At 64.9% G+C, this 20,375-nt stretch carries 18 protein-coding genes; 4 read left to right on the forward strand and 14 right to left on the reverse strand.

Translation table 11 applies throughout. From position 1 onward, the window contains the following. Positions 1 to 72: 72 nt before the first annotated feature. The 7 genes from FJ039_00220 to FJ039_00250 form a co-directional block, all read right to left on the reverse strand. Positions 73 to 906: a glucose 1-dehydrogenase gene (locus tag FJ039_00220; GenBank protein MBM4404601.1), complete on the reverse strand. Its 834-nt coding sequence runs from the start codon at positions 904 to 906 to the stop codon at positions 73 to 75. A gap of 91 nt (positions 907 to 997) precedes the next feature. After that, entirely contained in the window at positions 998 to 1,771 is a 774-nt protein-coding gene (locus FJ039_00225) for an SDR family oxidoreductase (GenBank protein ID MBM4404602.1), read from the reverse strand. An 18-nt stretch (positions 1,772 to 1,789) separates the two neighbouring features. Continuing rightward, positions 1,790 to 3,052, reverse strand: coding sequence for a CoA transferase (locus FJ039_00230; protein ID MBM4404603.1), 1,263 nt, complete (start codon positions 3,050 to 3,052; stop codon positions 1,790 to 1,792). Then, the gene (locus FJ039_00235; GenBank protein ID MBM4404604.1) at positions 3,049 to 4,308 is read right to left on the reverse strand and encodes a CoA transferase; all 1,260 of its coding nucleotides are present in this window, start codon (positions 4,306 to 4,308) and stop codon (positions 3,049 to 3,051) included. Before FJ039_00235 ends, FJ039_00230 begins: the two co-directional genes overlap by 4 nt. Then, positions 4,305 to 4,730: a Zn-ribbon domain-containing OB-fold protein gene (locus FJ039_00240; protein MBM4404605.1), complete on the reverse strand. Its 426-nt coding sequence runs from the start codon at positions 4,728 to 4,730 to the stop codon at positions 4,305 to 4,307. The genes FJ039_00235 and FJ039_00240 overlap by 4 nt, the downstream gene beginning before the upstream one ends. Beyond that, positions 4,727 to 5,908 carry a lipid-transfer protein gene (locus tag FJ039_00245; GenBank protein MBM4404606.1) on the reverse strand — a complete coding sequence of 394 codons (1,182 nt, stop codon included), beginning with the start codon at positions 5,906 to 5,908 and terminating at the stop codon, positions 4,727 to 4,729. The genes FJ039_00240 and FJ039_00245 overlap by 4 nt, the downstream gene beginning before the upstream one ends. Before the next feature lie 140 nt (positions 5,909 to 6,048). Further along, positions 6,049 to 7,869 (reverse strand): ABC transporter substrate-binding protein, encoded by a 1,821-nt coding sequence (locus FJ039_00250; GenBank protein ID MBM4404607.1) that lies wholly within the window; start codon positions 7,867 to 7,869, stop codon positions 6,049 to 6,051. Between the two features lie 260 nt (positions 7,870 to 8,129). On the opposite strand from FJ039_00250, the gene FJ039_00255 reads away from it, so the two are divergent. Beyond that, on the forward strand, positions 8,130 to 9,446 hold the full coding sequence (locus tag FJ039_00255; protein ID MBM4404608.1) for a CoA transferase: 1,317 nt from the start codon (positions 8,130 to 8,132) through the stop codon (positions 9,444 to 9,446). A gap of 28 nt (positions 9,447 to 9,474) precedes the next feature. Further along, entirely contained in the window at positions 9,475 to 9,924 is a 450-nt protein-coding gene (locus tag FJ039_00260) for a VOC family protein (GenBank protein MBM4404609.1), read from the forward strand. A gap of 74 nt (positions 9,925 to 9,998) precedes the next feature. On the opposite strand, the gene FJ039_00265 is transcribed toward FJ039_00260, so the two are convergent. Then, positions 9,999 to 11,126, reverse strand: coding sequence for a hypothetical protein (locus FJ039_00265; GenBank protein ID MBM4404610.1), 1,128 nt, complete (start codon positions 11,124 to 11,126; stop codon positions 9,999 to 10,001). A gap of 71 nt (positions 11,127 to 11,197) precedes the next feature. Further along, positions 11,198 to 12,280: an LLM class flavin-dependent oxidoreductase gene (locus tag FJ039_00270; GenBank protein ID MBM4404611.1), complete on the reverse strand. Its 1,083-nt coding sequence runs from the start codon at positions 12,278 to 12,280 to the stop codon at positions 11,198 to 11,200. Between FJ039_00270 and FJ039_00275 the strand changes: the two genes are divergently transcribed. Both FJ039_00275 and FJ039_00280 read left to right on the forward strand, forming a co-directional pair. Continuing rightward, positions 12,265 to 13,254 carry an enoyl-CoA hydratase/isomerase family protein gene (locus tag FJ039_00275; protein ID MBM4404612.1) on the forward strand — a complete coding sequence of 330 codons (990 nt, stop codon included), beginning with the start codon at positions 12,265 to 12,267 and terminating at the stop codon, positions 13,252 to 13,254. The two genes, FJ039_00270 and FJ039_00275, sit on opposite strands and share 16 nt — an antisense overlap. A 237-nt stretch (positions 13,255 to 13,491) precedes the next feature. Beyond that, complete coding sequence (locus FJ039_00280; GenBank protein ID MBM4404613.1) at positions 13,492 to 14,364, forward strand: TIGR03619 family F420-dependent LLM class oxidoreductase; 873 nt, start codon at positions 13,492 to 13,494, stop codon at positions 14,362 to 14,364. A gap of 366 nt (positions 14,365 to 14,730) precedes the next feature. On the opposite strand, the gene FJ039_00285 is transcribed toward FJ039_00280, so the two are convergent. The 5 genes from FJ039_00285 to FJ039_00305 form a co-directional block, all read right to left on the reverse strand. Continuing rightward, on the reverse strand, positions 14,731 to 15,498 hold the full coding sequence (locus FJ039_00285; protein ID MBM4404614.1) for a hypothetical protein: 768 nt from the start codon (positions 15,496 to 15,498) through the stop codon (positions 14,731 to 14,733). Between the two features lie 711 nt (positions 15,499 to 16,209). Then, on the reverse strand, positions 16,210 to 17,442 hold the full coding sequence (locus FJ039_00290; protein ID MBM4404615.1) for an MFS transporter: 1,233 nt from the start codon (positions 17,440 to 17,442) through the stop codon (positions 16,210 to 16,212). Between the two features lie 12 nt (positions 17,443 to 17,454). Further along, positions 17,455 to 18,855: a CoA transferase gene (locus FJ039_00295; protein MBM4404616.1), complete on the reverse strand. Its 1,401-nt coding sequence runs from the start codon at positions 18,853 to 18,855 to the stop codon at positions 17,455 to 17,457. Then, positions 18,668 to 19,777: an amidohydrolase gene (locus FJ039_00300; protein ID MBM4404617.1), complete on the reverse strand. Its 1,110-nt coding sequence runs from the start codon at positions 19,775 to 19,777 to the stop codon at positions 18,668 to 18,670. Before FJ039_00300 ends, FJ039_00295 begins: the two co-directional genes overlap by 188 nt. A 5-nt stretch (positions 19,778 to 19,782) precedes the next feature. Then, positions 19,783 to 20,340 carry a hypothetical protein gene (locus FJ039_00305; protein ID MBM4404618.1) on the reverse strand — a complete coding sequence of 186 codons (558 nt, stop codon included), beginning with the start codon at positions 20,338 to 20,340 and terminating at the stop codon, positions 19,783 to 19,785. Between the last annotated feature and the right edge of the window lie 35 nt (positions 20,341 to 20,375).

The following is a 20,375-nucleotide window of genomic DNA, read 5'->3' on the forward strand; positions in this document are numbered from 1 at the left end:
GAGCCCCGCTGGCTCTCTTCACCCTCTCTCCCTCGGCGGGAGAGAACCAAAGAGAGGGGGACACTATCTTCCCTACGCGCTCGCGCCCTCGACGTACTTCGGCACCGGGCAGCGCCCAAGGAAGCCGCGCCCGCCGTCCACTAGGATGTTCTGCCCGCTGATGAACTCCGCGGCGGGCGAAAGCAAGAAGGCCACCGCCCCCGCGATGTTCGCAGGGAGGCCCTTGCGCCCCAGCGGCGTCATCTTGATCGTCTCATCTATATAGTCGGGTCGCAGCGCATTGCTCTTCGTGGAGAGCGGCGTGATGATGGAGCCAGGCGAGACGCTGTTCACCCGGATGCCGTAGCGCCCCAGCTCGCCGTTCAGCGATTGACTCAAATTGATGAGCCCCGCCTTCATGGAGCCGTACAGCGCCAGGTTCTCGTGCCCCCACATGCCGCCGATGGAGGCGATGCTGACGATGGCTCCGCCTTTCCCTTGCTTAATCATCTGGTTCGCCACCGCCCGCGTCACCAGGTAGACGGACTTGGCGTTCATCACGTAGATCGCCTCCCACTGCTCCTCCGTTGTCGCGTAGATCGGCCGCGGCCCCACGCCCGCCGTCCCGCCCACGTTGTTCGCCAGCAGGTCAACCTGCCCGAACTCCTTCACCACCTTCTGCACCATCGCCTCCACAGAGGCCTGGCTGCGCACGTCCACGGAGACGCCGATGGCCTTCTGCCCGCGCGCCTGCGCCTCGGCCACCGTCTGCTCCCGCGTCATCTCGTTGATCTCCGCCACGGCCACATGCGCGCCTAGGTTCGTCAGCGCCTCCACGATCCCCTTGCCGATGCCCTGCCCTCCCCCGGTGACGATGGCCTTCTTGCCCGTCAGGAGATATGCCTCTGGTGTGATCATCGTAATCATGGGTTGCCTCGCGTAGTCTATGGTTGGTCTGTCATGAAGCTTCCGCCTCAGTCCCTCTTCCCTGAGGGGGAGGGGGTTAGGTCGCCTTCGCCTATCGGAACGGCACCGTGTAGTGGACGTTGTAGCCGGAGTCCACCCACAGCGTCTGTCCCGTGATATGCCGCGATTCGTCCGATGCCAGGAACGTCGCCGCGTAGGCGATGTCCTCCGGGTCGTTGATGCCCAGCAGGCCCTTCGTCTCGTACGATTTCCCAAAGCCGCCCTGGTCCTGGAAGCGCGCCTGGATGCGCGCCGTCTTCGTGCCGCCCGGCACGAGCAGGTTCGCCCGCACCTGCTGCGGCAGGTACTGCATCGCGATGGTGCGCATCAGCGCCTTCAGGCTCCCCTTGGCCGTCGCGTAGGCGTTGTAGTTGATCGCCCCATCCAGCGCCACGGAGGCCGTATAGAGGATGGAACCTCGCCCGTTCTTCACCATGTGCGGCAGGGCGTACTTCGTGCAGTAGAAGGAGCCGTTCAGGTTCACGTCCAGCGTCTCGTGCCAGACCTCCAGCGGCAGCTCCGCCGCGCCCACCTTCTCCACGATCGAGTACCCGGCGTTGTTGTACATGATGTCCAGCTTGCCGAAGGCGGCGACGGTCTCGTTCACCATCTTCTCCACCTCCTGCGCGTTGCGGACGTTGGTGACGAGGGCCTTCACCGTCCCAAGCGACTTCAGCTCCTTCTCCGCGTTCGCGCTCGCCTCCGGATCCTTATCCGCTATGACGACCTTCGCCCCCTCCTTCAGGAACATCTGCGCTCCGGCGAAGCCGATCCCTCGCGCGCCGCCGGTGATCACCGCCACTTTGCCTGCCAATCGTCCTGCCATCGTCTGCTCCTTCGCGGGTTATGCGCCCGCCTCCCATAATTCAACGACCCCTTCGCCCAACAGCCGGTCATACTCCTCGTTGGTATACCCCAGGAATCGTTTGTATACAAGCTCCGAATGTTCGCCAAGGCACGGCGCGGCCATCCGCACGCTCCCCGGCGTCGCCGAAAGCCTCGGCGCCAGCATCTCGCTGTGGTGCGGCCCTATCTCGGTGTGCGTCACCGTGCCGTAGTGCCCGCGATGGTTCAGCTGCGGGTCCTCGAAGAGCCCTTGCTGATCGTGGGCCAACCCGGCGGAGACGCCCGCCGCCTGCATCGCCGCCATCACGTCCTTCGCCTCACGCCTCGTCGTCCATTCCGCGATGAGCGCGTCCAGCGCGTCGCTATTCTTGCACCGCTCCAGCGCCGTGGCGAAGCGCCGCTCCCGCGTCCACGCCGGGTTGCCGATCACCGTGCAGAAGGCGTGCCACTCCTCTTGGGAAAAGACCCCGATGGCGATCCACCGGTCGTTCCCCTTGCAGGGGTAAGCCCCGTGGGGCGCGGCGCGCGGCAGGTCGCCCGCCATCAGCTTGTTCCCGGCCCGCGTCTGGTTGCGCCCGTTCATCGTGTAGTCAACGATGGCGTCGCCCAGCAGATAGACGGATGTCTCGAACTGCGAAAGGTCAATATATTGCCCCTTGCCCGTTCGCGCCCGGTAGTCCAGGGCGGCGGAGAGGGCAAGCGAGCCGAACTGCGGCGATGTGGCGTCCGTGTAGACGATGCTCACGCCGCTGGGCGCGCCGTCGGGATAGCCGGTCAGGTTCGCGAAGCCCACCAGCCCCGCCAGCATCGGCCCCAGCCCGGGCAGCGAGGCCTGCGGTCCCGTCTGCCCTTGGATGGAGAGAGAGATCATGATGATGCCGGGGTTGATCTGCTTCACCGATCCGTAGTCCAGCCCCCATTTCGCCATCTGCCCCGGCGTGAAGTTCTCGATGAGCACGTCCGCCCACTCGATGAGCCGCCGCGCCGCTTTCAGGCCGGAAGGCTTGTTCAGATTCATCGTGATGCCGTACTTGTTGATATTGCAGGCGGCGAAGTAGGCGCTCTGGTTGATGGAGAACTTCCCCTTCCAGAAGGGCGGCCCCTTCCGCAGGCCGTCCACCTTGCCCATGGACTCCACCTTCACCACCGTCGCGCCGTAATCGGCGAGCCACCGTGCCGTCATCGGCCCGGCGGCGATCCACGAGAAATCGGCGACTTTGACCCCGGCGAGCGGCCCGGCGGGCGCGCCCTGCTTGCTCATGCCACACCCGCCGCGCGCAGGACGGCCTGCTCCGCTTTGCCCAGGCCCAAGACGCCATCCAGGATCTCACCGTTGTGCTCGCCAAGCAGCGGCGGCCGTCCCTTCGCCTGCCAGGGCGATTCGGAAAAGATGAAAGGCGCGCCGATGGTCTTCACCGGCCTATCGAACGCCGGATGCTCCACCTCCACAAAGTAGCCGCGCGCCTGCAATTGCTCGTTCTTCGCGATGTCCGATGGCGTGTTCACCGGGTAGACCCACAGCCCGTGCTTCACCGCCATCTCAAAGATCTCCGCCTTCGTGTGGCGCATCTGCCAGTTGACGAAGACCTCCTCAACTCGGTGCACCTGCGCCTCCGTCGGCTCCCACTGCCCCGGCAGCGCGCCGAAGGGGCTGGCATCCAACCACTTGGGGTCCACCAGCTCCTCCGCCACGCCGTCCGCCTTCATCAGCCCCAGCAGCGGCGGAAAGGCCGTGCCGAAGATGGCGGCGTTCGCCGTGTAGCCGTCCTTGCACGGCGCCAGCGTCAGCGGCTTATAGTGCCCGAAGTTCATCCGGTCGCCCGTGCGCGCCACGTTCGTCTTGTGCATCGTCCACCAGGAGGTGATGGAGCCGGGCCCGTTGAGGCAGAACTTCACCGCCTCCTGGATGGAAAGGTCAACGCGCTGGCCCTCCCCCGTTCGCGTCCGGTGGAAGAGCGCGAAGCACGTCCCCGTCGTCGCTTGCAGATTGGATGTCAGATAGGCCTGCGGCGGCCCCATGCGCACCGGCGGCCGGGTCGGCTCGCCCAGGAGAAACATCACACCCCCCAGCGCCATCAGCACCAGGTCGCTCCACTTGTAGCCGCTGTACGGCCCCGTCTCGCCGAAGCCCGTGACGCTCGTCATCACCAGGGAGGGGTTCTCCCGCTTCAGCGTCCCGTAGTCCAGCCCCAAGCTCTCCAGCAGGCCCGGCGGCTGGCTCGTGAGAAAGACATCCGCCGTCTTGATGAGCCGCCGCGCCAGCTCACGCCCCTGGGCCTGCTGCACGTCCAGGGTGATGCTCTTCTTCCCGGCGTTGAAGACCCAAAAGGCCAGGCTCCGCTCCGGGTGCGGCTCGTCCTTGTAGAAGGGGCCGAAACCGCGGACCGGGTCGCCCCCAGGCGCCTCGATCTTGATGACCTCCGCGCCCAGTCCCGCAAGAATCCGCCCGGTGAACTGGCCCCCTTCGCCCGCGAATTCGACGACGCGGTAGCCCGTCAGCGGGCCCGGTCGGGTCATCGCGCGCTCTTCGCCGGGCGGAACTTCGGCAGCGTGATCTGCTCGGTGACCTTCTCGAAGACCACTTCCACCGGCATCCCGATCTTGATCTGGTCGTTGGGGCACTCCACCATGTTGCTGATCATCCTCGTCCCCTCTTCCAACTGCACCAGGATCACGTTGTACGGCACCTTGTCCTGGAAGGCCGGCAGCACCGGCGGGTGGACGATGATCCAGGAGTAGATCGTCCCCTTGCCGGAGGCCTGCACCCATGTCCACTTCATCGTGCCGCAGTGTGGACAGCCCATCGTGGGGAAGTGCCGCAGGCGGTTGCAGCCGCCGCACTTCTGGATCAGCAGCTTCCCTTGCTTCGCCGCCTCCCAGTATTCGCGGTCCTCGTCGGACGGGACGGGAACAACAACAGGTTTCGATTGGGTCGTCATGATGGCTGGCTCCCAAGGATGAAGGCGCTGGTGGGGCTGAAGTTGCCGCTGGCCACCAGCACCACTTCGGCATCCTTCACCTGGCTGGTGGAGGTCCCGCGGATCTGCCGCACCGCCTCCGTGATGAGGTTGAAGCCGTGGAGGTAGATCTCGGAAAGGCTCCCGCCGCTCGTGTTCGTCGGGATGGCGCCGTTCGGCCACTGCATATTGCCCGCCGCCACAAAATCGCCCGCCTCGCCGCGCTTGCAGAAGCCGAAGTCCTCCAGGCCGATGAGCACCCTAGGCGTGAAGGCGTCGTAGATCATCGCCGCATCCACGTCCTTGGGGCCCACGCCGGCCCGTCCGTAGATCATCTTCGCCACCGCCGCCGATTCCGTGGAGAAGAGCGATTCCTTGTAATAATTCGTCCCCGGCACCGTCATGAAGACGTTCGCGTTCCCCGTGGATAGGATGTAGGCGGGCTTCTGCTTTAGCGCCTTCGCCCGCTCCACGCTCGTCACCACGATCGCCGCTCCGCCGTCCGTCTCCAGACAGCAATCGAAGAGCCGCAGCGGCTCCGCGATCCAGCGCGCCGCCAGGTAGTCCTGCATCGTCAGCGGCTCCCGCATCAGCGCCGCGGGATTCCGCATCGCGTGGGCGCGCTCCGCCAGCGCCACGTGGCCGAAGTGCTCATACGTGATGCCGTACTCGTACATGTAGCGGCGCGCGATGACCGCCATCTCCTGCACCGCCGCGATGAGCCCGTACGGGTTGCTGAACTTCTTCCCCAGCTCCCGCACCTGCATGGACATCTTCTCCCAGGGGCGTCCGCCTTCGAACTGCCCCGGCCCGCCGGACGATTGCTTCCCGCGGTTGCGCGCGCGGAAGACCACCACGTAGTTCGCCAGGCCGCCCTTGATCGCCAGGTCCGCCATCTGCACGGCGTTCGACCCGGCATTGCCGCCCCCGGGCGCCACGGAGAAATAGCTGAGCTGCGGGATCCCGAGGTTGTAGGCCAGCTGCCACTCGGAGTTCGTGTCCAGGGAGTAGCGGACGATGCCGTCCACATCCTTCATGGAGATGCCGGCGTCCGCCACGGCGTTCTGGATCGCCTGATAGGCGACCGCCGCCTCGCTTATCCCGATCTTTCTCGAAAAGGCCGTCTGTCCGATGCCGACGATAGCCGATTGCGCAGGCATAACACCTCCGATTGGGACGCCCTCACCAGGGTGCCATATTCATACTCTCCTGCGACGGGAAAGGCAAGCCTTGCGCCCCAAAAAGAAGGCCCTGCGGGGTCATCCGCAGGGCCTTTAGAACGCGTCGGTTCACCTGCCCGTCAGCTAAGCCACATGCTCTCCCACTGCTGCGCGCCCCAGAACGGCCACTGGTTGCGGACGTTGTAGATCTCCCCGTTCAGCTGCTCGCGGTAGATGCAAAAGTTGCCCATGCTCCCAAGGCCGATGCGGTAGAGCTTCCCAGCGTCCGCCTGATAGATCTGCCGCAAGATCTGGCGGCGCTTCGCCGGGTCCGTCTCGACCCGCTGCTGCTCCAGCAGCTTGTCCAGCTCCGGATCGTTCGCCAGCTCAGGGCTATAGTGCGAGTAGAGGGCCGAATACGTGTCGCCGTCCGCGGTGAATCGGGAGGTGGCGCTGTTCCATATGATCGTCTCGGGCGTCCCTTTCTTCATCTGATAGGTGGAGGCCATCTGCATCCACGTCGCCGTATCCAGCGGCCTCAGCTCGATGGTGATGCCCACCTCCTTCGCCGATTCCTTCCATATCTCCGCCTGCGGCCCGATGTTCTGCCGCAGCTGCGGAGGATAGTGCCAGATGATCGTGATCCCCTCCGGGTAGCCCGCCAGCGTGAGGAGCCGCTTCGCCCCCGTGGGATTGTATTGGTACCACGGCCCCGCCTCTTCCATCTTCAGCGGTTGGTCAAAGGCCCACACGAAGGGGATCGGCGGGCCAACCTGCCCCGTGCCGCCCAGGTACCACAAGCCCTCCGCCGTCACCTGCAGGATCGTCTCCCGGTGAACGGACATGGAGATCGCGCGGCGGACGTTGATGTCCCGTCCAAGCGGACTGTCCAGCCGCATCGCGATGTAATCGTTCCCAGTCCCAGGCACGGAGGCCAGACGCGCGTTCGGGAACGTCTCCATGATGGACTTGCGAAGGTCCTTCTGGCCCGCCAGATGCGATGTCGCCCCTTGGCCGTAGAGGGTCTGCCCCGTTCGGAAGGCCGCGATCCCCGCTGTGAAGTCCGGGATCGAGATGATGCGTATCGAATCAATATAGGGAAGCTGCGTCCCCCGGGCATCCCTGCGCCAGTAGTCCGGGTTGCGCTTCAAGCTCCATTCGATCTCCTTCTTCATATCGGAGATCAGGTACGGCCCGGTGCCTATGGGATTCTCCTGGTTCGGATTGTCCTTTGCCAGGACGACGGAGGTATGGAAGGCCACCGTCCCCACCAGGAAATCCACGTTCCCGTTCGTCGCCGTCACGCGCACCGTCCGCGGGTCCACCACCTGCGCGGAGGCCATGGACTGCCAGTTGCGGTTTCCGAAGTACGCCGCCTCCTTCTTGAAGCTCTCGAAGGAGAAGACTACATCGTCCGCGTTCACCTCACGCCCGTTCACCGGCGCGACGTTCTGGAACTTCACCCGAGGCCGCAGCTTGAAATCGTAGCTCTTGCCGTCCGCGCCAACGCTCCATGATTCGGCAAGGTCGCCCGTCAGCTCGCACGTCCACGGGTGGTAGCTCTTCATCTCCAAGCCGTAGGCGCACCGGATCAGGCGGTTGTGCAGCGGGTGCATCCCCATGAGCGTGTTGACGCTGCCGCTCTTCAGCGTGTTCAGCGATGGCGGGTAGCCGTTGTTGGAGATGGTGGCGCTGCCGCCCACGCGCGGGGTGAGCAGCGGGTTCGGCGGGTTGGTGTAATACCTCGTCCCGCCGATGCCGTCGCCCGTCAGTCGCTGCATGAAGAGCGTCGTTGGCGAAGGCGTGGCCGTCGGCAGCGGGGGCAGTGTTGCTGGTACGGTGGGAGGCGTCGTCGGCTTCGCGATCGCCGTCGCCGTGGCCGCCGCCGGTCGCGGCGTATGCGTCGGCCCCTCGGCGTTGCCGCCGCAGGCGGCGACGATAAGCGCCGCGATAAGTCCCACGAATAACGCGCTCAGCCCTCACCGCGCCATTGAAGCGTTCCTCTCCCTAAGCATGCCGCGCTTCTGTCAAGTCGTCCGGCTCTGTGAACCCGGTGAAATCGTACGAACCCCTGGCGGCCCTGTCAAACCACTTCCGTTACAAGGGGGTACGTCCCGCCGCCCGCCGCCGATTTCATAGCCCATCGCAACCCCCTGCTGAAACATGACCGGCACTCTGACTCACCTGGGTGCAGGATGGTACAATCTCTTCTGTCCCACCTATGCCAACAGCAACTGCCCAGAAGAAAGCCGCGCCCAAGACCCCCCTTGCCCTTCAAGGGCTCCGCGTCATCGAGTTCACCACCGGCGGCTCGGCTCCCTATATCGGCCGCCACCTCTCCTTCAACGGCGCCGATGTCATCCGCATTGAGTCCAAGGCCCACCCGGACCTGAGCCGCCTCTACGTTCCCCCCTGGGACCCGGCCATGGGCCAGCAGCCCGCCATGTCCCCCCGGCTCTGGGAGTGGCACTCCGCCAAGCGCCACGTGGGCCTCAACGTCAACACCCCCCAGGGTCGCGATGTGGTCCACAAGCTCATTGACATCAGCGACCTGGTGCTCGTCAACCTGAGCGCCAACGTCACCCACAAGTGGGGCCTCACCTACGATATCCTCCGTAAGACCAACCCCGCCCTGGTCATGCTCGCCATGCCCGGCTTCGGCATGACGGGCCCCTACCGCGACTACGTCTCCTTCGGCGCCACCATCGAAGCGCTCAGCGGCCTGGCCACCTCCACCGGTTACCCTGACGGCGACCCTATCGGCAGCGGCCTCTTCCACTTCCCGGATTGGCTCAACGGCATGCAGGGGCTCAGCGCCGTCCTGGCCGCCCTGGACCACCGCCACCGCACCGGCGAAGGCCAGTTCATTGATATGTCCCAGATGGAAGTGATGGTCTCCGCCTTCGGCCCGCTCCTCCTGGAGGCCTTCCTGGACCCCAACGCGCCCGATCGCTACGGCAACTACTCGCCCGTGGCCGCCCCGCACAACGCCTACCCCTGCAAGGGCCACGACCAGTGGTGCGTCGTCGGCTGCTACAGCAGCGATGAGTGGGTGCGCCTCTGCAACGCCATCGGCAGGCCGGAGCTGGGGAAGGACAAGCGCTTCGCCACCCTGCACGACCGCCAGCGCAACATCTCCCAGGTGGACGCCATCGTCACCGAATGGACCCTCCCCCGCGACCCCATGGAGGTGATGGACACCCTCCAGAAGGCGGGCGTCCACGCGGCAAAGATCTACCACATCAAGGAGCTGCCGGACGACCCGAACCTCAAGGCCCAGAACTTCTTCACCACGCTGCCGCACCTGCGCCGCGTCCTCAAGCCCGGCGAGCGCCGCCTGGTCAAGGAAGGCGAAGAGATGGGCGAAGTCCTTACTACCGGCCTCGCCATAGACCTCCCCAAGATGCCCGGCCACGTCTGGCGCGCAGGCCCCGGCTGGGGCGCCGATAACTCCCTCATCTTCCGCAAGCTGATGGCCCTTCCCAACGACCAGATCGAAGCGCTCTGCAAAGCCAACATCATCGAAGGCACCGCCTAGGAAATGCGCTCAGGGGGTTAGGTGGAACATGCCCACGTACGTCTTCAGCCACATCGGCATCTGCGTCACCAATATCCAGCGCTCCCGAGACTTCTATGAGCAGGCCCTGGGCTTCCAGTTCATCCGCGATTTCTTCAACAAAGACCACCCCGTGCAGGACCGTTTCCTCCGCCTGCCCAAGGTGGACCTCCATGCCGTCTACCTGCAGAAGGACGGCTTCCAGATCGAGCTGCTCTACTACGCCTCGCCCAAGTCCGCGCCCAGGGGCGAGCGCCCCATGAACCAGCCGGGGATGACGCACCTCTCCCTGAAAGTGGACGATGTCCCCGCGGCCATCGCGGCGGTGAAGAAGTTCGGCGGCAAGCTCCTGGAAGATACCGTTATCAATGACCGCGCCTGCTTCGTCCATGACCCGGACGGCCAGCTCATCGAGCTCGTCTCCAGCCAGGCCATGGCCGCCGCCCAAGGGCACCACTAAGGACGGGAACTTAGGAACCGGGAACGAAGAACCTCCAGCCGACCCTCCCCCAGTTCCTGCCTTCCTTCGGCTCCCTACACCGTCAGCACAAGGTTGATGTGCTGCTGGAACGTCCCGCCGTTGCCGCCCACCACCGCCGTCTCATGCTTTGCCGCCTGGCGTTCGCCCCCCTGGCCGCGCAGCTGCAGCACCGCCTCCGTCACGTGCCCCCAGTTGTGCAGATAGACCTCCGAGAGCAGGCCGCCGCTGGTGTTGAAGGGCAGCGCGCCGCCGGGGGCCAGCTTCCCATCGGCCACAAAGGGCCCGCCTTCGCCCTTGGGGCAGAGGCCGTAGTCCTCCAGCGTGATGACGATCGCCGGGGTGAAGCAGTCGTAGACCTCAAAGAGGTCAATGTCCTTGAGCTTCAGGCCCGCCATCGCCAGGGCGCGCGGCAGGGAGTCCTTGGCCGGGCTGATGAGCGCCGGGTCGTTGAAGATGCTGCCCGCCAGGGTCTTCTCCGCATAGCCCTTCAGGTAGACGGGCTTTTGCCGCAGGGACTTCGCGCGGGCCGCCGTGGTCACGATGAAGGCCCGCCCGCCATCGCTCTGAAGACAGCAATCGAAGACGGTGAGCGGCTCGGCCACCCAGCGCCCCTGCATATACGTCTCCAGGTCAAAGGGCCGCCCGTTCATCTGCGCCATGGGGTTCTTCTGCGCCCACTGCCGCGCCGCCAGGGCCACCGCCGCCAGGTGCTCCCGCTTGGTGCCGTAGCGGTGCATGTGCCGCTGGGCCACCACCGCGTAGTTCATGGCGGCGCTGTTCATCCCGAAGGGATTCGTGAACTGGTTGCCGGAGAGCTCGCCGGTGCGCACGCCGCCGCCTGCCAGGGAAAAGCCGGAGTTGCCGTAGCAGCAGAGCACCACGTCGGCCACGCCGGCCTTGATGCCCAGCGCCGCCTGCATCGCCAGCATGGAGGCCGTGGTGCCGTAGGGCGCGATCATGGTGGAGTAGCGCGGCTGGATGCCCAGCATCTCGGCCACATCCACCGGGTAGATGCTGCCGTTCCCCTGCACCAGGATGCCGTCTATATCGGCGGCCTTCAGCCCCGCATCGGCGATGGCGGCGGCCGAGGCTTCCAGGCAGAAATGCTTGGGCGAAACGCCCGGCAGCCGCCCCTGGCGCGTATAGCCCACGCCGACGATCGCGATGTCCGGTGCGCTCACCTGTGCCGCCTAAAAAAAGACCCCCGCTTGTAGCTCATCCGAAGGAGCACAACAAGCGGGGGTCGAAGGTCCTACTTGCCCTTCTTGCTGCCCTTGATGACCGGGATGACGTTATCGGAGAAGCGCTGCATGGACTCCAGGACCATGTCCCGGGGCATGCCGCCGAAGTTGAACCAGAAAATCATGTTCTCGATGCCGTAGGACTCCATCGTCTTGATGTGGTCAATCACCCCGTCCGGCGTGGCGTAGAGCTCCTGCTTGAACTTGTGATCGTAGGGCTGCTTGGAGCGCTCCGTCATGCGCGCAAGGTGGTCGTGGTAGGCGGCATCCTGCTCCGGTGAGACGCCCAGCTGGGGCAAGCCCTCTTTCATCAGGGCGTTCTCGAACCACATCACGTACTCGCGGGGCCGCTCGTAAGAGTCCTTATCGTTCTTGCCCACGTAGATGCGGCGGGAGAACGGCGAGTCCTTGACGCACTGGGTGATGTGCGCATCGGAGAAGCCGGCGGCCTTCATATCGGCCCGGTACTTGTCCAGGCGGGCCTTGATCCCCTCAAGCTCCGGGAAGGCGCCGCCGCTGATAAAGGGGACGCCCTTCTTGGCCACCCACTCCATCGTCTCCTTGGTGCCGCCGGTGGCGACGGGTGTCGGGATCGGCTTCTGGACGGGCTTGGGGTAGATCGTCTGCTTCACCGGGTAGTTGTAGTACTTACCCTTGTAGGTCCACTCCTCCTCCATCCAAGACTTGTGGAGGACCTCCAGCCCTTCGACCATCATGCCGCGGCTATCGCCGATGTTCAGGCTCAGCTTATCGAACTCCTGGCGCTGGTAGCCGCGGCCGACGCCCAGGACCAGGCGGCCATCGCTCAGGATGTCCACCATCGCCGCCTGCTCCGCCAGCTTCACCGGGTTGTGGAAGGGTATCACCGCCACGGCCAGGCCGATCTTGATGCGCTTGGTCTTGGCCGCGATATGGGAGGCCAGCACCAGGGGGTCGGCCAGGATGGAATAGGGCGAGAAGTGGTGCTCCGCCAGGTAGATCTGGTCGAAGCCCATCTGTTCGGTCAGCACCGCCTGCTCGACGACCTCATCGAAGGCCTGCTTATTCGTCTTTGAAGGCGGGCACTGCAACAAGATAAATGAGCCAAGTTTCATGGCAAGCTCCCTTTAGGTTCCACACAAGATTTCGGGGACGGGCGAACGCCAGCATTATAGCGGCTCTGCATCGCCCGAGACAGCCGTGTAAAAACCCTGTCCACGATTCATCTTTTCCCCTGAAGATTCCGTTTCATCGCGTGTTATACTCTGCTACGCCCCGCAGGTTCCCAGGAGGACGCATTATGTCGCCTGACATCATCTATGAGAAGAAAGACCACATCGCCACCATCACCCTGAACCGGCCCCATGCGCTCAACGCCCTCACCCGGGAGATGATGGACGTCACCTTGCCCGAGATCTGGCAGGATATCAAGAAGGACAAGCAGGTCTGGGTGGTCATCTTCACCGCCGCGGGCGACCGCTCCTTCTCCTCCGGCCGCGACCTGCGGGAGGCGGCCAAGCAGCCCACCCACGGGCCTCCCGGCGGCTCCCAGAACCTCAAGATGTCCGCCCGGCAGAACGATATTGAACAGCCGGTGATCTGCGCGGTGAACGGCGTCTGCACCGGGGGCGCCTTCCAGTTCGTCTCGGACGCCGATATCGTCATCTGCTCGGAGAACGCTACTTTCGTTAATACAGCGGTCTCCGTGGGGCACGTGGTCACCTACTCGGCGATCCAGATGACGCGGTACGTCCCCTTCGGCGCGCTGAACCGCATGCTGATGGTGGGCGCCCACGAGCGCGTCAGCGCCCAGCGCGCCTACGAACTGGGCATCGTCACCGAGGTGGTGCCGTATGCCAAGCTCATGGACTCGGCGCTGGACCTGGCGCGGAAGATCGCCAAGAACTCGCCGACGGCGGTGCGCATCGTGAAGAAGACGCTGACCCGCGCCATGCTCGCAGGGCTGGATGAATCGTTCGAGTACGGGCGCCAGCTCTCGGGCACGATGTCCAAGCACCCGGATATCAGAGAGGGGACGCTGGCCTTTGTAGAGAAGCGCGAGCCCCGCTGGAACACCGACGGTCTCTAAGGTGTCTCCCCATGGCAAAGCAGAGGCCCGTGCCGACGGGGGGACGTTGGCCTACACACGACATATCGCCCCTGCCCTCGAAGGGAAGGGGTAGGGGGTTAGGTTTCCCATGAAACTCGGCTTCCGCTTCACTTCTCTCCCTCGGCGGGAGAGAAAAAAGAGAGGGGGATTCCGTTTGCACCCTCTCCTCATAATCCTCTCCCATCAAGGGAGAGGAGGTTATCGGAGTAATTCTTTATGAAACTCGGCTTTTTCCTCGCAGGCGTCAACCCGCGGCACTACCTCACCATCGCCAAGCGGGCCGATGAGCTCGGCTACGAATCGGTCTGGATGCCGGAGCATCTCGTCTTCCCGGCCTCCATCGGCTCCAGCCATCCGTACGCAGGCCCCGGGGCGGAGAACTTCAACCCGGACACGCCGTCCTACGATCCCTTCGTGGTGATGGGGCATGTGGCCGCCGTGACCAAGCATGTGAAGCTCGGCACCGGCGTGTACATCCTGCCGCTGCGCAACCCCTTCGTCACCGCGCGCTCGGCCGTCACGGTGGACGTCCTTTCGGAGGGGCGCATGCTGCTGGGAGTCGGCATCGGCTGGCTCAAGAACGAGTTCCTGGCTGTAGGCGAAACGTGGGAGAACCGTGGCGCGCGCTCCGTGGAGATCGCGCAGATCCTCCGCAGGCTCTGGTCGGAGGAGACCATCGCCCACCAGGGGAAGTACTACAAGTTCGACGCGGTGAAGTTCCGCCCCAAGCCCAAGAACCCGAACGGCATCCCGCTCCTCTTCGGCGGCGTGACGCCCCCGGCCATCGAGCGCGCGGCGCAGGCCGGCGAAGGCTGGTTCGGCGTGCGCCACAGCCTGGAAGAGGCGACGGAGATCATCGGGCGGCTGAAGGCGCACCGGGCGAAGCTGGGCTTAGGCGATAGGCCCTTCGAGATCACGGTGGGCTGTCCGCCGCCCGTCACGGTGGAGCACATCCGCGCCTATGAGAAGGCGGGCGTGCACCGGATGATGGTGACGCCGTGGGGCCCGCCCCAGGGGCGGCTGACGCCGGAGCACTTGGTGAGCGGCCTGGAGCAGTTCGCCAACGACGTGCTGGCGAAGGTGAAGTAAACATCGGACGGGCGGGGCTTAGCCCTGGCGTCGCCATCCCGAGGACGGGCCGCCCGTACCTTGGTGGGAGATGGTTGCGGGGCAACCCGGAGGGCGTAGACCCGTTCGTCGTGGCGATGTGGCATCACCGCTTCTCAGGGTGACAGGGGGAGGGCGCGCGCCCCGCGTAGTTTTCAGGTTGGCGACCACCCTTCGCAGAGCCTCAGGGCGACAGAGGGAGGGCGCGTGCCCCGCGCCCCTACATGTATGTTGTCCTCAGCGGTTTGCTGAGGGGCGACTGAGCGGTCGCCGCAGCGTTTCGTTTTTTATTCTCCGTTGTTGTGTAGTTGTTGCATTTTGAGAAAAGAGGCGCAGACGGTCCCAGCGTTAGAAGCCCAGGGAGCGGTAGAGGCGCCACGTGGTGCGAGCTTCCTCGTCGGGGTCGTGGCGCTTCCTCTCCGGTTTGAATGCGTTCCATTCTTCTTCTTCGATCGTGCGACGGCGCACCTCATCGGCCAGTCGCTGCGCCTCGCGCTTGGCGAGGGACCCCAGGGCGCGGACCGCGGTGCGGAGTATCTCCGCGATGTCTTCCGCGAGCCACTCCTCGAAGAGGGGGTCGTGCGGGTCGTATCCAAGGGCGGCGACTTCCGTCTGCAGGAGCGTGATGAGGTTGTGGTGCAGCTCGTGCACTGGTGCGGACACGGAATCGGCGCCGTCCATGGCGTAACCGGCGAGCCCTTCCTGACCTGCAAGGCTTGACGCGCCGGGCGCGACGCGTTCCCTGGCACGCGCTGCTTTGTACCGATCTTCTGAACGCTTGATCTTTTCTTCAAGGAGGCGGACCGCTTGCGGAACGCCATCAGGCGGGAGGCGCTGCAGGAGCCTCTCCAGCTGGCGTTCGCGGAGCAGCCGGAGGAAGCGCTCCTGCTGCCAGAGGCGATGGCAGCGCGCCGCTTCGCGCCGCGCGTGGGCGGCGGGAGGGCGCGCTGTTGCGCCGGGCGAAGGAGCATGATCCGGCATAGGCAAGGAGGAGGCGCGATGGGGACGGGCTGCGCCTAGGTTGGAAGAAGCCGCCGTTCCAGGGGAAGGAACCGGGTTCTGACACTCAGCGTCTTGGGACGCCTGCGCCACGTTCGGCCCGAGGCCCGTATCCACCGCTCCACCTCCTCACATCCGCCTACCGAAGATTCCCGAAGCCGCGGTTGCTGGGACCGCTCCGGTGAAGCGCCGGAGTGCCTTCACCCCGCCTTTCGGCAGGCTGAAGGCATCTGCGCCTTGGGTCCAAAAAGAAGGGGAGACGCTAGGACGCAGGAGGCGCATGGCCATGCGCCGTCCGCACATCTTCGCGCCTCCCCGGCTCGTTGGTCCTGGCTGAGGCTTCTAAAGAAGATGATAATGGATGGTAGGCGGGAGTGTCAAGGCGGCGGGAAAGAGCGACCTAACCTCTAACCTCCCGATGCGGAATCGGGATCTCGGTAGACCTCGACCTTCATATCCTGAGCGGGAAGGGGCACTTCGCTGGACTGGGCGGAGGCGATTGTAGTGTTTAACGAAGCGTCCCTCGCCTCGCAGGAGAGGGATGAGAGGGAGAGGTCGAAGGGGCCGTGCCAAGTGCGGGGTAAGGTTGCACGGATGACCAGGGTCTGGATCCGAGCATCTGGGCGGTTCTTGAAGCGCGAGTGGTACGTTGTTCTTTGGCGATGGTGAGGGCGAGCCGCGCCATAGAGAATATAAAGGCTGGCTAGGCTCGCCCCTACGTACGTTAGGGCTGTGGGCAACCCAGGCCGCGTAGGCCCGTTCGTCCTCCGGTGCGGCACCAGAGCCTCAAGGCGAAATAGGGGCGCGCGTCTCCTGAAAAACGCCCTCCTACATCTCCCGCACGGCGCGGGAGCGCAGGGCGACGAAGGCGGCGCAGGCCGTCACGAGACAGCCCACCGTGAGGAAGGTGGTCTTGAGGGCGAACCATTCGGCTAATGTGCCGTTGAGAATGGCGCCGATGTTGGTGAAGCTGAAGCTCAGGAAATAGATGGAGAGGACGCGCCCGCGGATGTGGCCGGCCACGTGGCTCTGGATGAGGATGTTGTTCGTGATGAGCATCATCGCCGTCAGGACGCCCAGCGCCGCCATGATAAGGACGGCCAGGGCAAAGGCGCCCGTGAACCCCAGGAGCGCCAGCATGCCGCCATAGACGGCGACGGTGATGAGGAACATCCGCCCGCGCCGCTTCACCTGGCCGAAGAGCGACATCGCGACCGCGCCCAGGAGCGCGCCGAAGCCCAGGGATGAGTGGAGCCAGCCGAGCATCGTCCCGTCCGAAGAGCCCAGGACGCGATCGGCGTAGACGGGCAGAAGCTGGAGGGAGGCGGTGCCGAAGATGCCGGTGACGAAGGCGAGGGCGATGAGGGGGCCGATAGTCCCTTCGCGCCGCAGGTAGCCGATGGTCTCCTTCAAGCTGGTGAAGACGTTGTTCTGCCCGGTGCCCTGTCGCGCGCCGCCCAAGGGGAGGAGGAGCAGAGGCCACAGGGCCACGGTGTAGGCGACGAGCGGGAACCAGAAAGCGTACTCGGGGCCGAAGCCGATGAGCGTGCCGCCGATAGCGGGGCCGATGACCCGCATGACGTTGGTGGTGATGGAGTTGAGCGTGACGGCGCTGGCCAGCTCCTTGCCGCCCACCACATCGTGCACCAGGGCCATCCGCGTGGGGCCGCTCATGGAGAAGGAGCCGCCGTAGATGGGGCCGAGGACGAAGAAATGCCAGAGGCGGATCGCATCCGTTGTCACCAGGACGGCGAGGATCAGCGAGGCGCCGATGAGTATGCTCTGGGTGCCGATCATGATGAGCCGGCGCTTCCCTCTATCGGAGAGGTAGCCGCTCAAAGGCGTGGTGATGAGGATGAGGATGGAGGAGACGAAGGAGAAGAGTCCGACCTGGAAGGAAGAGTCGGAGAGGTGATAGACCATCCACCCTGAGGTGACGAGGGTGCTCCAGATGCCGAGCTGGAGGGTCCCGGTGCTCAGGATGAGGAGGCGGAAATCGCGGTAGCGGAGGGCCGCGAGCGCCAGACGGGGAGCGCGCGGGCGACGCTCAGGCTCTGCCATGGGCGCGCGCCCTTAGACGACGCCGGATGCGCGGAGGGCGGCGAGCCTCTTTGGAGTGAGGCCGAGCTCTTCGATGAAGACCTGGGCGTTGTCCTGCCCGGGCTCCGGGGCAACGCGGCGGACGGCGGTGGAGGTGCGCGAGAACTTGTAGGGCGCGCCGGCGAGCTTCACAGCGCCGAGCGTGGGGTGCTGGTGCTCCTGGAAGAGCCCCCTGGCCAGCATCTGCGGGTTCGTCAGCAGATCGCGGATGGTGTAGACGGGCCCGAGCGTGAGGTGGCGGCGCTGGCCTTCCTTATACATCTCTTCGCGCTCGAAGTTCATGGAGAACTCCGTGATGTACATGTTAATCAGGTCGGCGTAGGGCTCCCGCTCGTCTGACCGCCCCTGGTACTTGGGGTTCAGGATGTCCTTATTGCCCGTCACCTCGGCCACCCACTTGCTGAAGATGGCCCACTGCTCCGGGCGGCCGATGGCGATGATGATGTAGCCGTCCCTGCAGGGGTAGAGGCCGTGGTTGCCGCGGCGCGTGGGCGATCTCCCGGTGTCCAGCCAGAGCGTCACGCCCGCGATGGTGGTGAAGGCGACCATGGCCTGCTGCGCCGAGATTTCGATGTGCTGGCCGATGCCGTGGGTGTTGCGTCCCAGGATGGCCAGCAAGGTCCCGGCGGCCGCGTGGATGGAGGAGCAGACGTAGGTGAGCTGTCCGCTGATGACGACGGGCGGGCGCTCCGGCTCCCCGGAGCTGGCCATGAAGCCGCTCAGGGCGTAGTAGACGAGGTTCGCGCCCTGGTAGTCCTTGTACGGCCCCTCCGTCCCGAAGCCGGTGACGGTGGTGACGATGATCTGCGGGTTGATCTTGGCCAGGCGCTCGTAGGTGTAGCCAGCCTTCACCAGGGTGCTGGGAGGCCGCGTCTCGATGACGGCATCGGCCGTCTTGACCAGGCGCTCGAAGAGGCGGCGGCCCTCGGCCGTGCGGAGGTTGGGCGTCACCGAGCGCTTGTTGAGGTTCCACGCCTCGAAGTAGACGGAGGTGCGATGGGGATCATCGCCCACGAAGGGCGGGATGTAGCGCGCGCGATTATCATCCGGATCTTCGATCCGGATGACGTCCGCGCCGAGATCGCCCAGGACCTTGCCGCCGTATTGGCCCAGGGGGCCGGACAACTCCAGGATCCGGCGGCCCGTGAGGGAGCCGGGCGGCCCGAGCCGATAGGGAGCGGGGGCCTTACTTGCCAAGGTTGTAGAGGCGCTTGATGTTGCCGCCGATGATGAGGTCCATCTCGTGATCGGGGACGCCGGCGAACATCTCCTTGAGGGTCTTGCGGCTGTAGGGCCAATCGTTCCCGGCGTGTGGATAGTCCGTGGACCAGAGCATGTTCTCGACGCCGATGGAGGCGCGGTTCTGGATGCCATAGACGTCCTTGATGAAGGTGGCCGACCAGTTGCTCTTCCAGTACTCGCTGGGGAGGCGCTTGATCTGGCAGTTGGTCTGCTTGCGGTTGCGCCAGTAGCGGTCGTCCAGCTGCTCCATGAAGTACGGGATCCAGCCGCAGCCCGTTTCAATCATGCTCACCTGGAGTTTCGGGAAGCGGTCGAAGACGCCGCCGAGAATCATGTCGCCCATGGCGGCCGGCATGGCGGTCATGCCCTTGGAGGCGCTGCCGGCCATCTTCCAACTGCCGTCGGCATTGCCCATCTTGACCTGGCCGATGAGTGAGACGTGGATACTGACGGGGATGTTCATATCCTGGGCGGCGGCCCAGAACTTATCGTCCTCGGGGGAGATCTGGGGCTTGCCGCTGGGCCAGGTGGCGATGACGCAGCCCAGGTGGCCCTTCTTGCGGGCGCGCTGGAGCTCGGCCACCATGCCGTCCACGCCGACGTTGGGCATCTGGGCGATGCCGATCAGGCGCTTTTTATCCGTGGCGCAGAAATCCTCGGCGAGCCAATTGTTATAGGCCTGGATGCCGGCCAGTTGGAACTCAACGTCCTGCTTCATGAAGTACGACATCGTGGTCTGTGGCTGGTAGATAAGCTCAGCGTCCACGCCATCGAGATCCATTTCCTTGATGCGCTCCGGCCCCTTGAAAGCGCCCTGGACAATCCTGTCGTACGTGTAGCCCAGCCAGTTGATGTCCTCCAGGGCTTTGCCTGCGGTGGCGGACTGGCCGATAGGCTGCGTGGGACTGCCATCGTAGCTCCATCCGTCGCCGCCCATTTTGTCTTTGGCCATCTTGGGGGCGCGCTCCTGGAACTTGGCTGGCATCCACTTCTTCCAGATATCCGGCGGCTCTAGGATGTGGGAGTCTGCGGAGATGATCTTCATATCAACCATATGCCTTACCTTCCTTTGTGTCCGTTTTCGGACTCGCGCATTTGATCGACCATGACTTTGATGGTCTGCAGCATCTCTAAACGTCCGGCGTGATACGACTTTGCATCCTTGGCCTTGCCGCAGGAATCGGCGGCGCGGGCCACCACTTGCTCCAGCTCGCCCAGGCGGTTGCCCAGGACATCGAAGACGGCGGTCTTGCCCAGATCGGCGCGGCTGACTGGGCTTTCGAAGGGGTGCAGCGCTTCGCCCGCGCCGTGCATTCTACCATTCTCGCCGGGGGTTTGGCCGGGCTTCCAGCCGCGCCCGTGGAGGACCACGCCCCACCTGCGGAGGCGCAGGACCAGGGTGGAGGGCTTGATGCCGAACTGCTCGGCCGTCTGCACCAGGCCCGCCGTCTCATAGCTGCGGACGATGGCGTCCTTGACGCCGGGATCGAAGACGGCCGGGGGACGAGCGGCCACGGGCTTGGGGACGAGCTTGACGGCGGGCGTGGCGGAGAGCTTGGCCATGGCTTCTTCCGTGGGGAAGCCGCAGATGATGCAGGCTTGCTCGATAGTGGTCACAAGTCGGCTCCCGCACTTGCGACACCTGGGCTGAA

It is taken from the genome of Chloroflexota bacterium (genome assembly GCA_016875535.1).
Taxonomy (GTDB): domain Bacteria; phylum Chloroflexota; class Dehalococcoidia; order SHYB01; family SHYB01; genus VGPF01.

Bases quoted from the DNA above. Each gene is read 5' to 3' on its own strand.
- FJ039_00230 (MBM4404603.1), bottom strand. From the start codon at position 3,052: ATGAGCAAGCAGGGCGCGCCCGCCGGGCCGCTCGCCGGGGTCAAAGTC.
- FJ039_00290 (MBM4404615.1), bottom strand. From the start codon at position 17,442: ATGGCAGAGCCTGAGCGTCGCCCGCGCGCTCCCCGTCTGGCGCTCGCG.
- FJ039_00240 (MBM4404605.1), bottom strand. From the start codon at position 4,730: ATGACGACCCAATCGAAACCTGTTGTTGTTCCCGTCCCGTCCGACGAG.
- FJ039_00220 (MBM4404601.1), bottom strand. From the start codon at position 906: ATGATTACGATGATCACACCAGAGGCATATCTCCTGACGGGCAAGAAG.
- FJ039_00235 (MBM4404604.1), bottom strand. From the start codon at position 4,308: ATGACCCGACCGGGCCCGCTGACGGGCTACCGCGTCGTCGAATTCGCG.
- FJ039_00295 (MBM4404616.1), bottom strand. From the start codon at position 18,855: ATGGCATCCAGAACCGCGCCTCCATCGGCGTCGAGAACATGCTCTGGT.
- FJ039_00245 (MBM4404606.1), bottom strand. From the start codon at position 5,908: ATGCCTGCGCAATCGGCTATCGTCGGCATCGGACAGACGGCCTTTTCG.
- FJ039_00260 (MBM4404609.1), top strand. From the start codon at position 9,475: ATGCCCACGTACGTCTTCAGCCACATCGGCATCTGCGTCACCAATATC.
- FJ039_00280 (MBM4404613.1), top strand. From the start codon at position 13,492: ATGAAACTCGGCTTTTTCCTCGCAGGCGTCAACCCGCGGCACTACCTC.
- FJ039_00255 (MBM4404608.1), top strand. From the start codon at position 8,130: ATGCCAACAGCAACTGCCCAGAAGAAAGCCGCGCCCAAGACCCCCCTT.
- FJ039_00270 (MBM4404611.1), bottom strand. From the start codon at position 12,280: ATGAAACTTGGCTCATTTATCTTGTTGCAGTGCCCGCCTTCAAAGACG.
- FJ039_00225 (MBM4404602.1), bottom strand. From the start codon at position 1,771: ATGGCAGGACGATTGGCAGGCAAAGTGGCGGTGATCACCGGCGGCGCG.
- FJ039_00300 (MBM4404617.1), bottom strand. From the start codon at position 19,777: ATGGTTGATATGAAGATCATCTCCGCAGACTCCCACATCCTAGAGCCG.
- FJ039_00275 (MBM4404612.1), top strand. From the start codon at position 12,265: ATGAGCCAAGTTTCATGGCAAGCTCCCTTTAGGTTCCACACAAGATTT.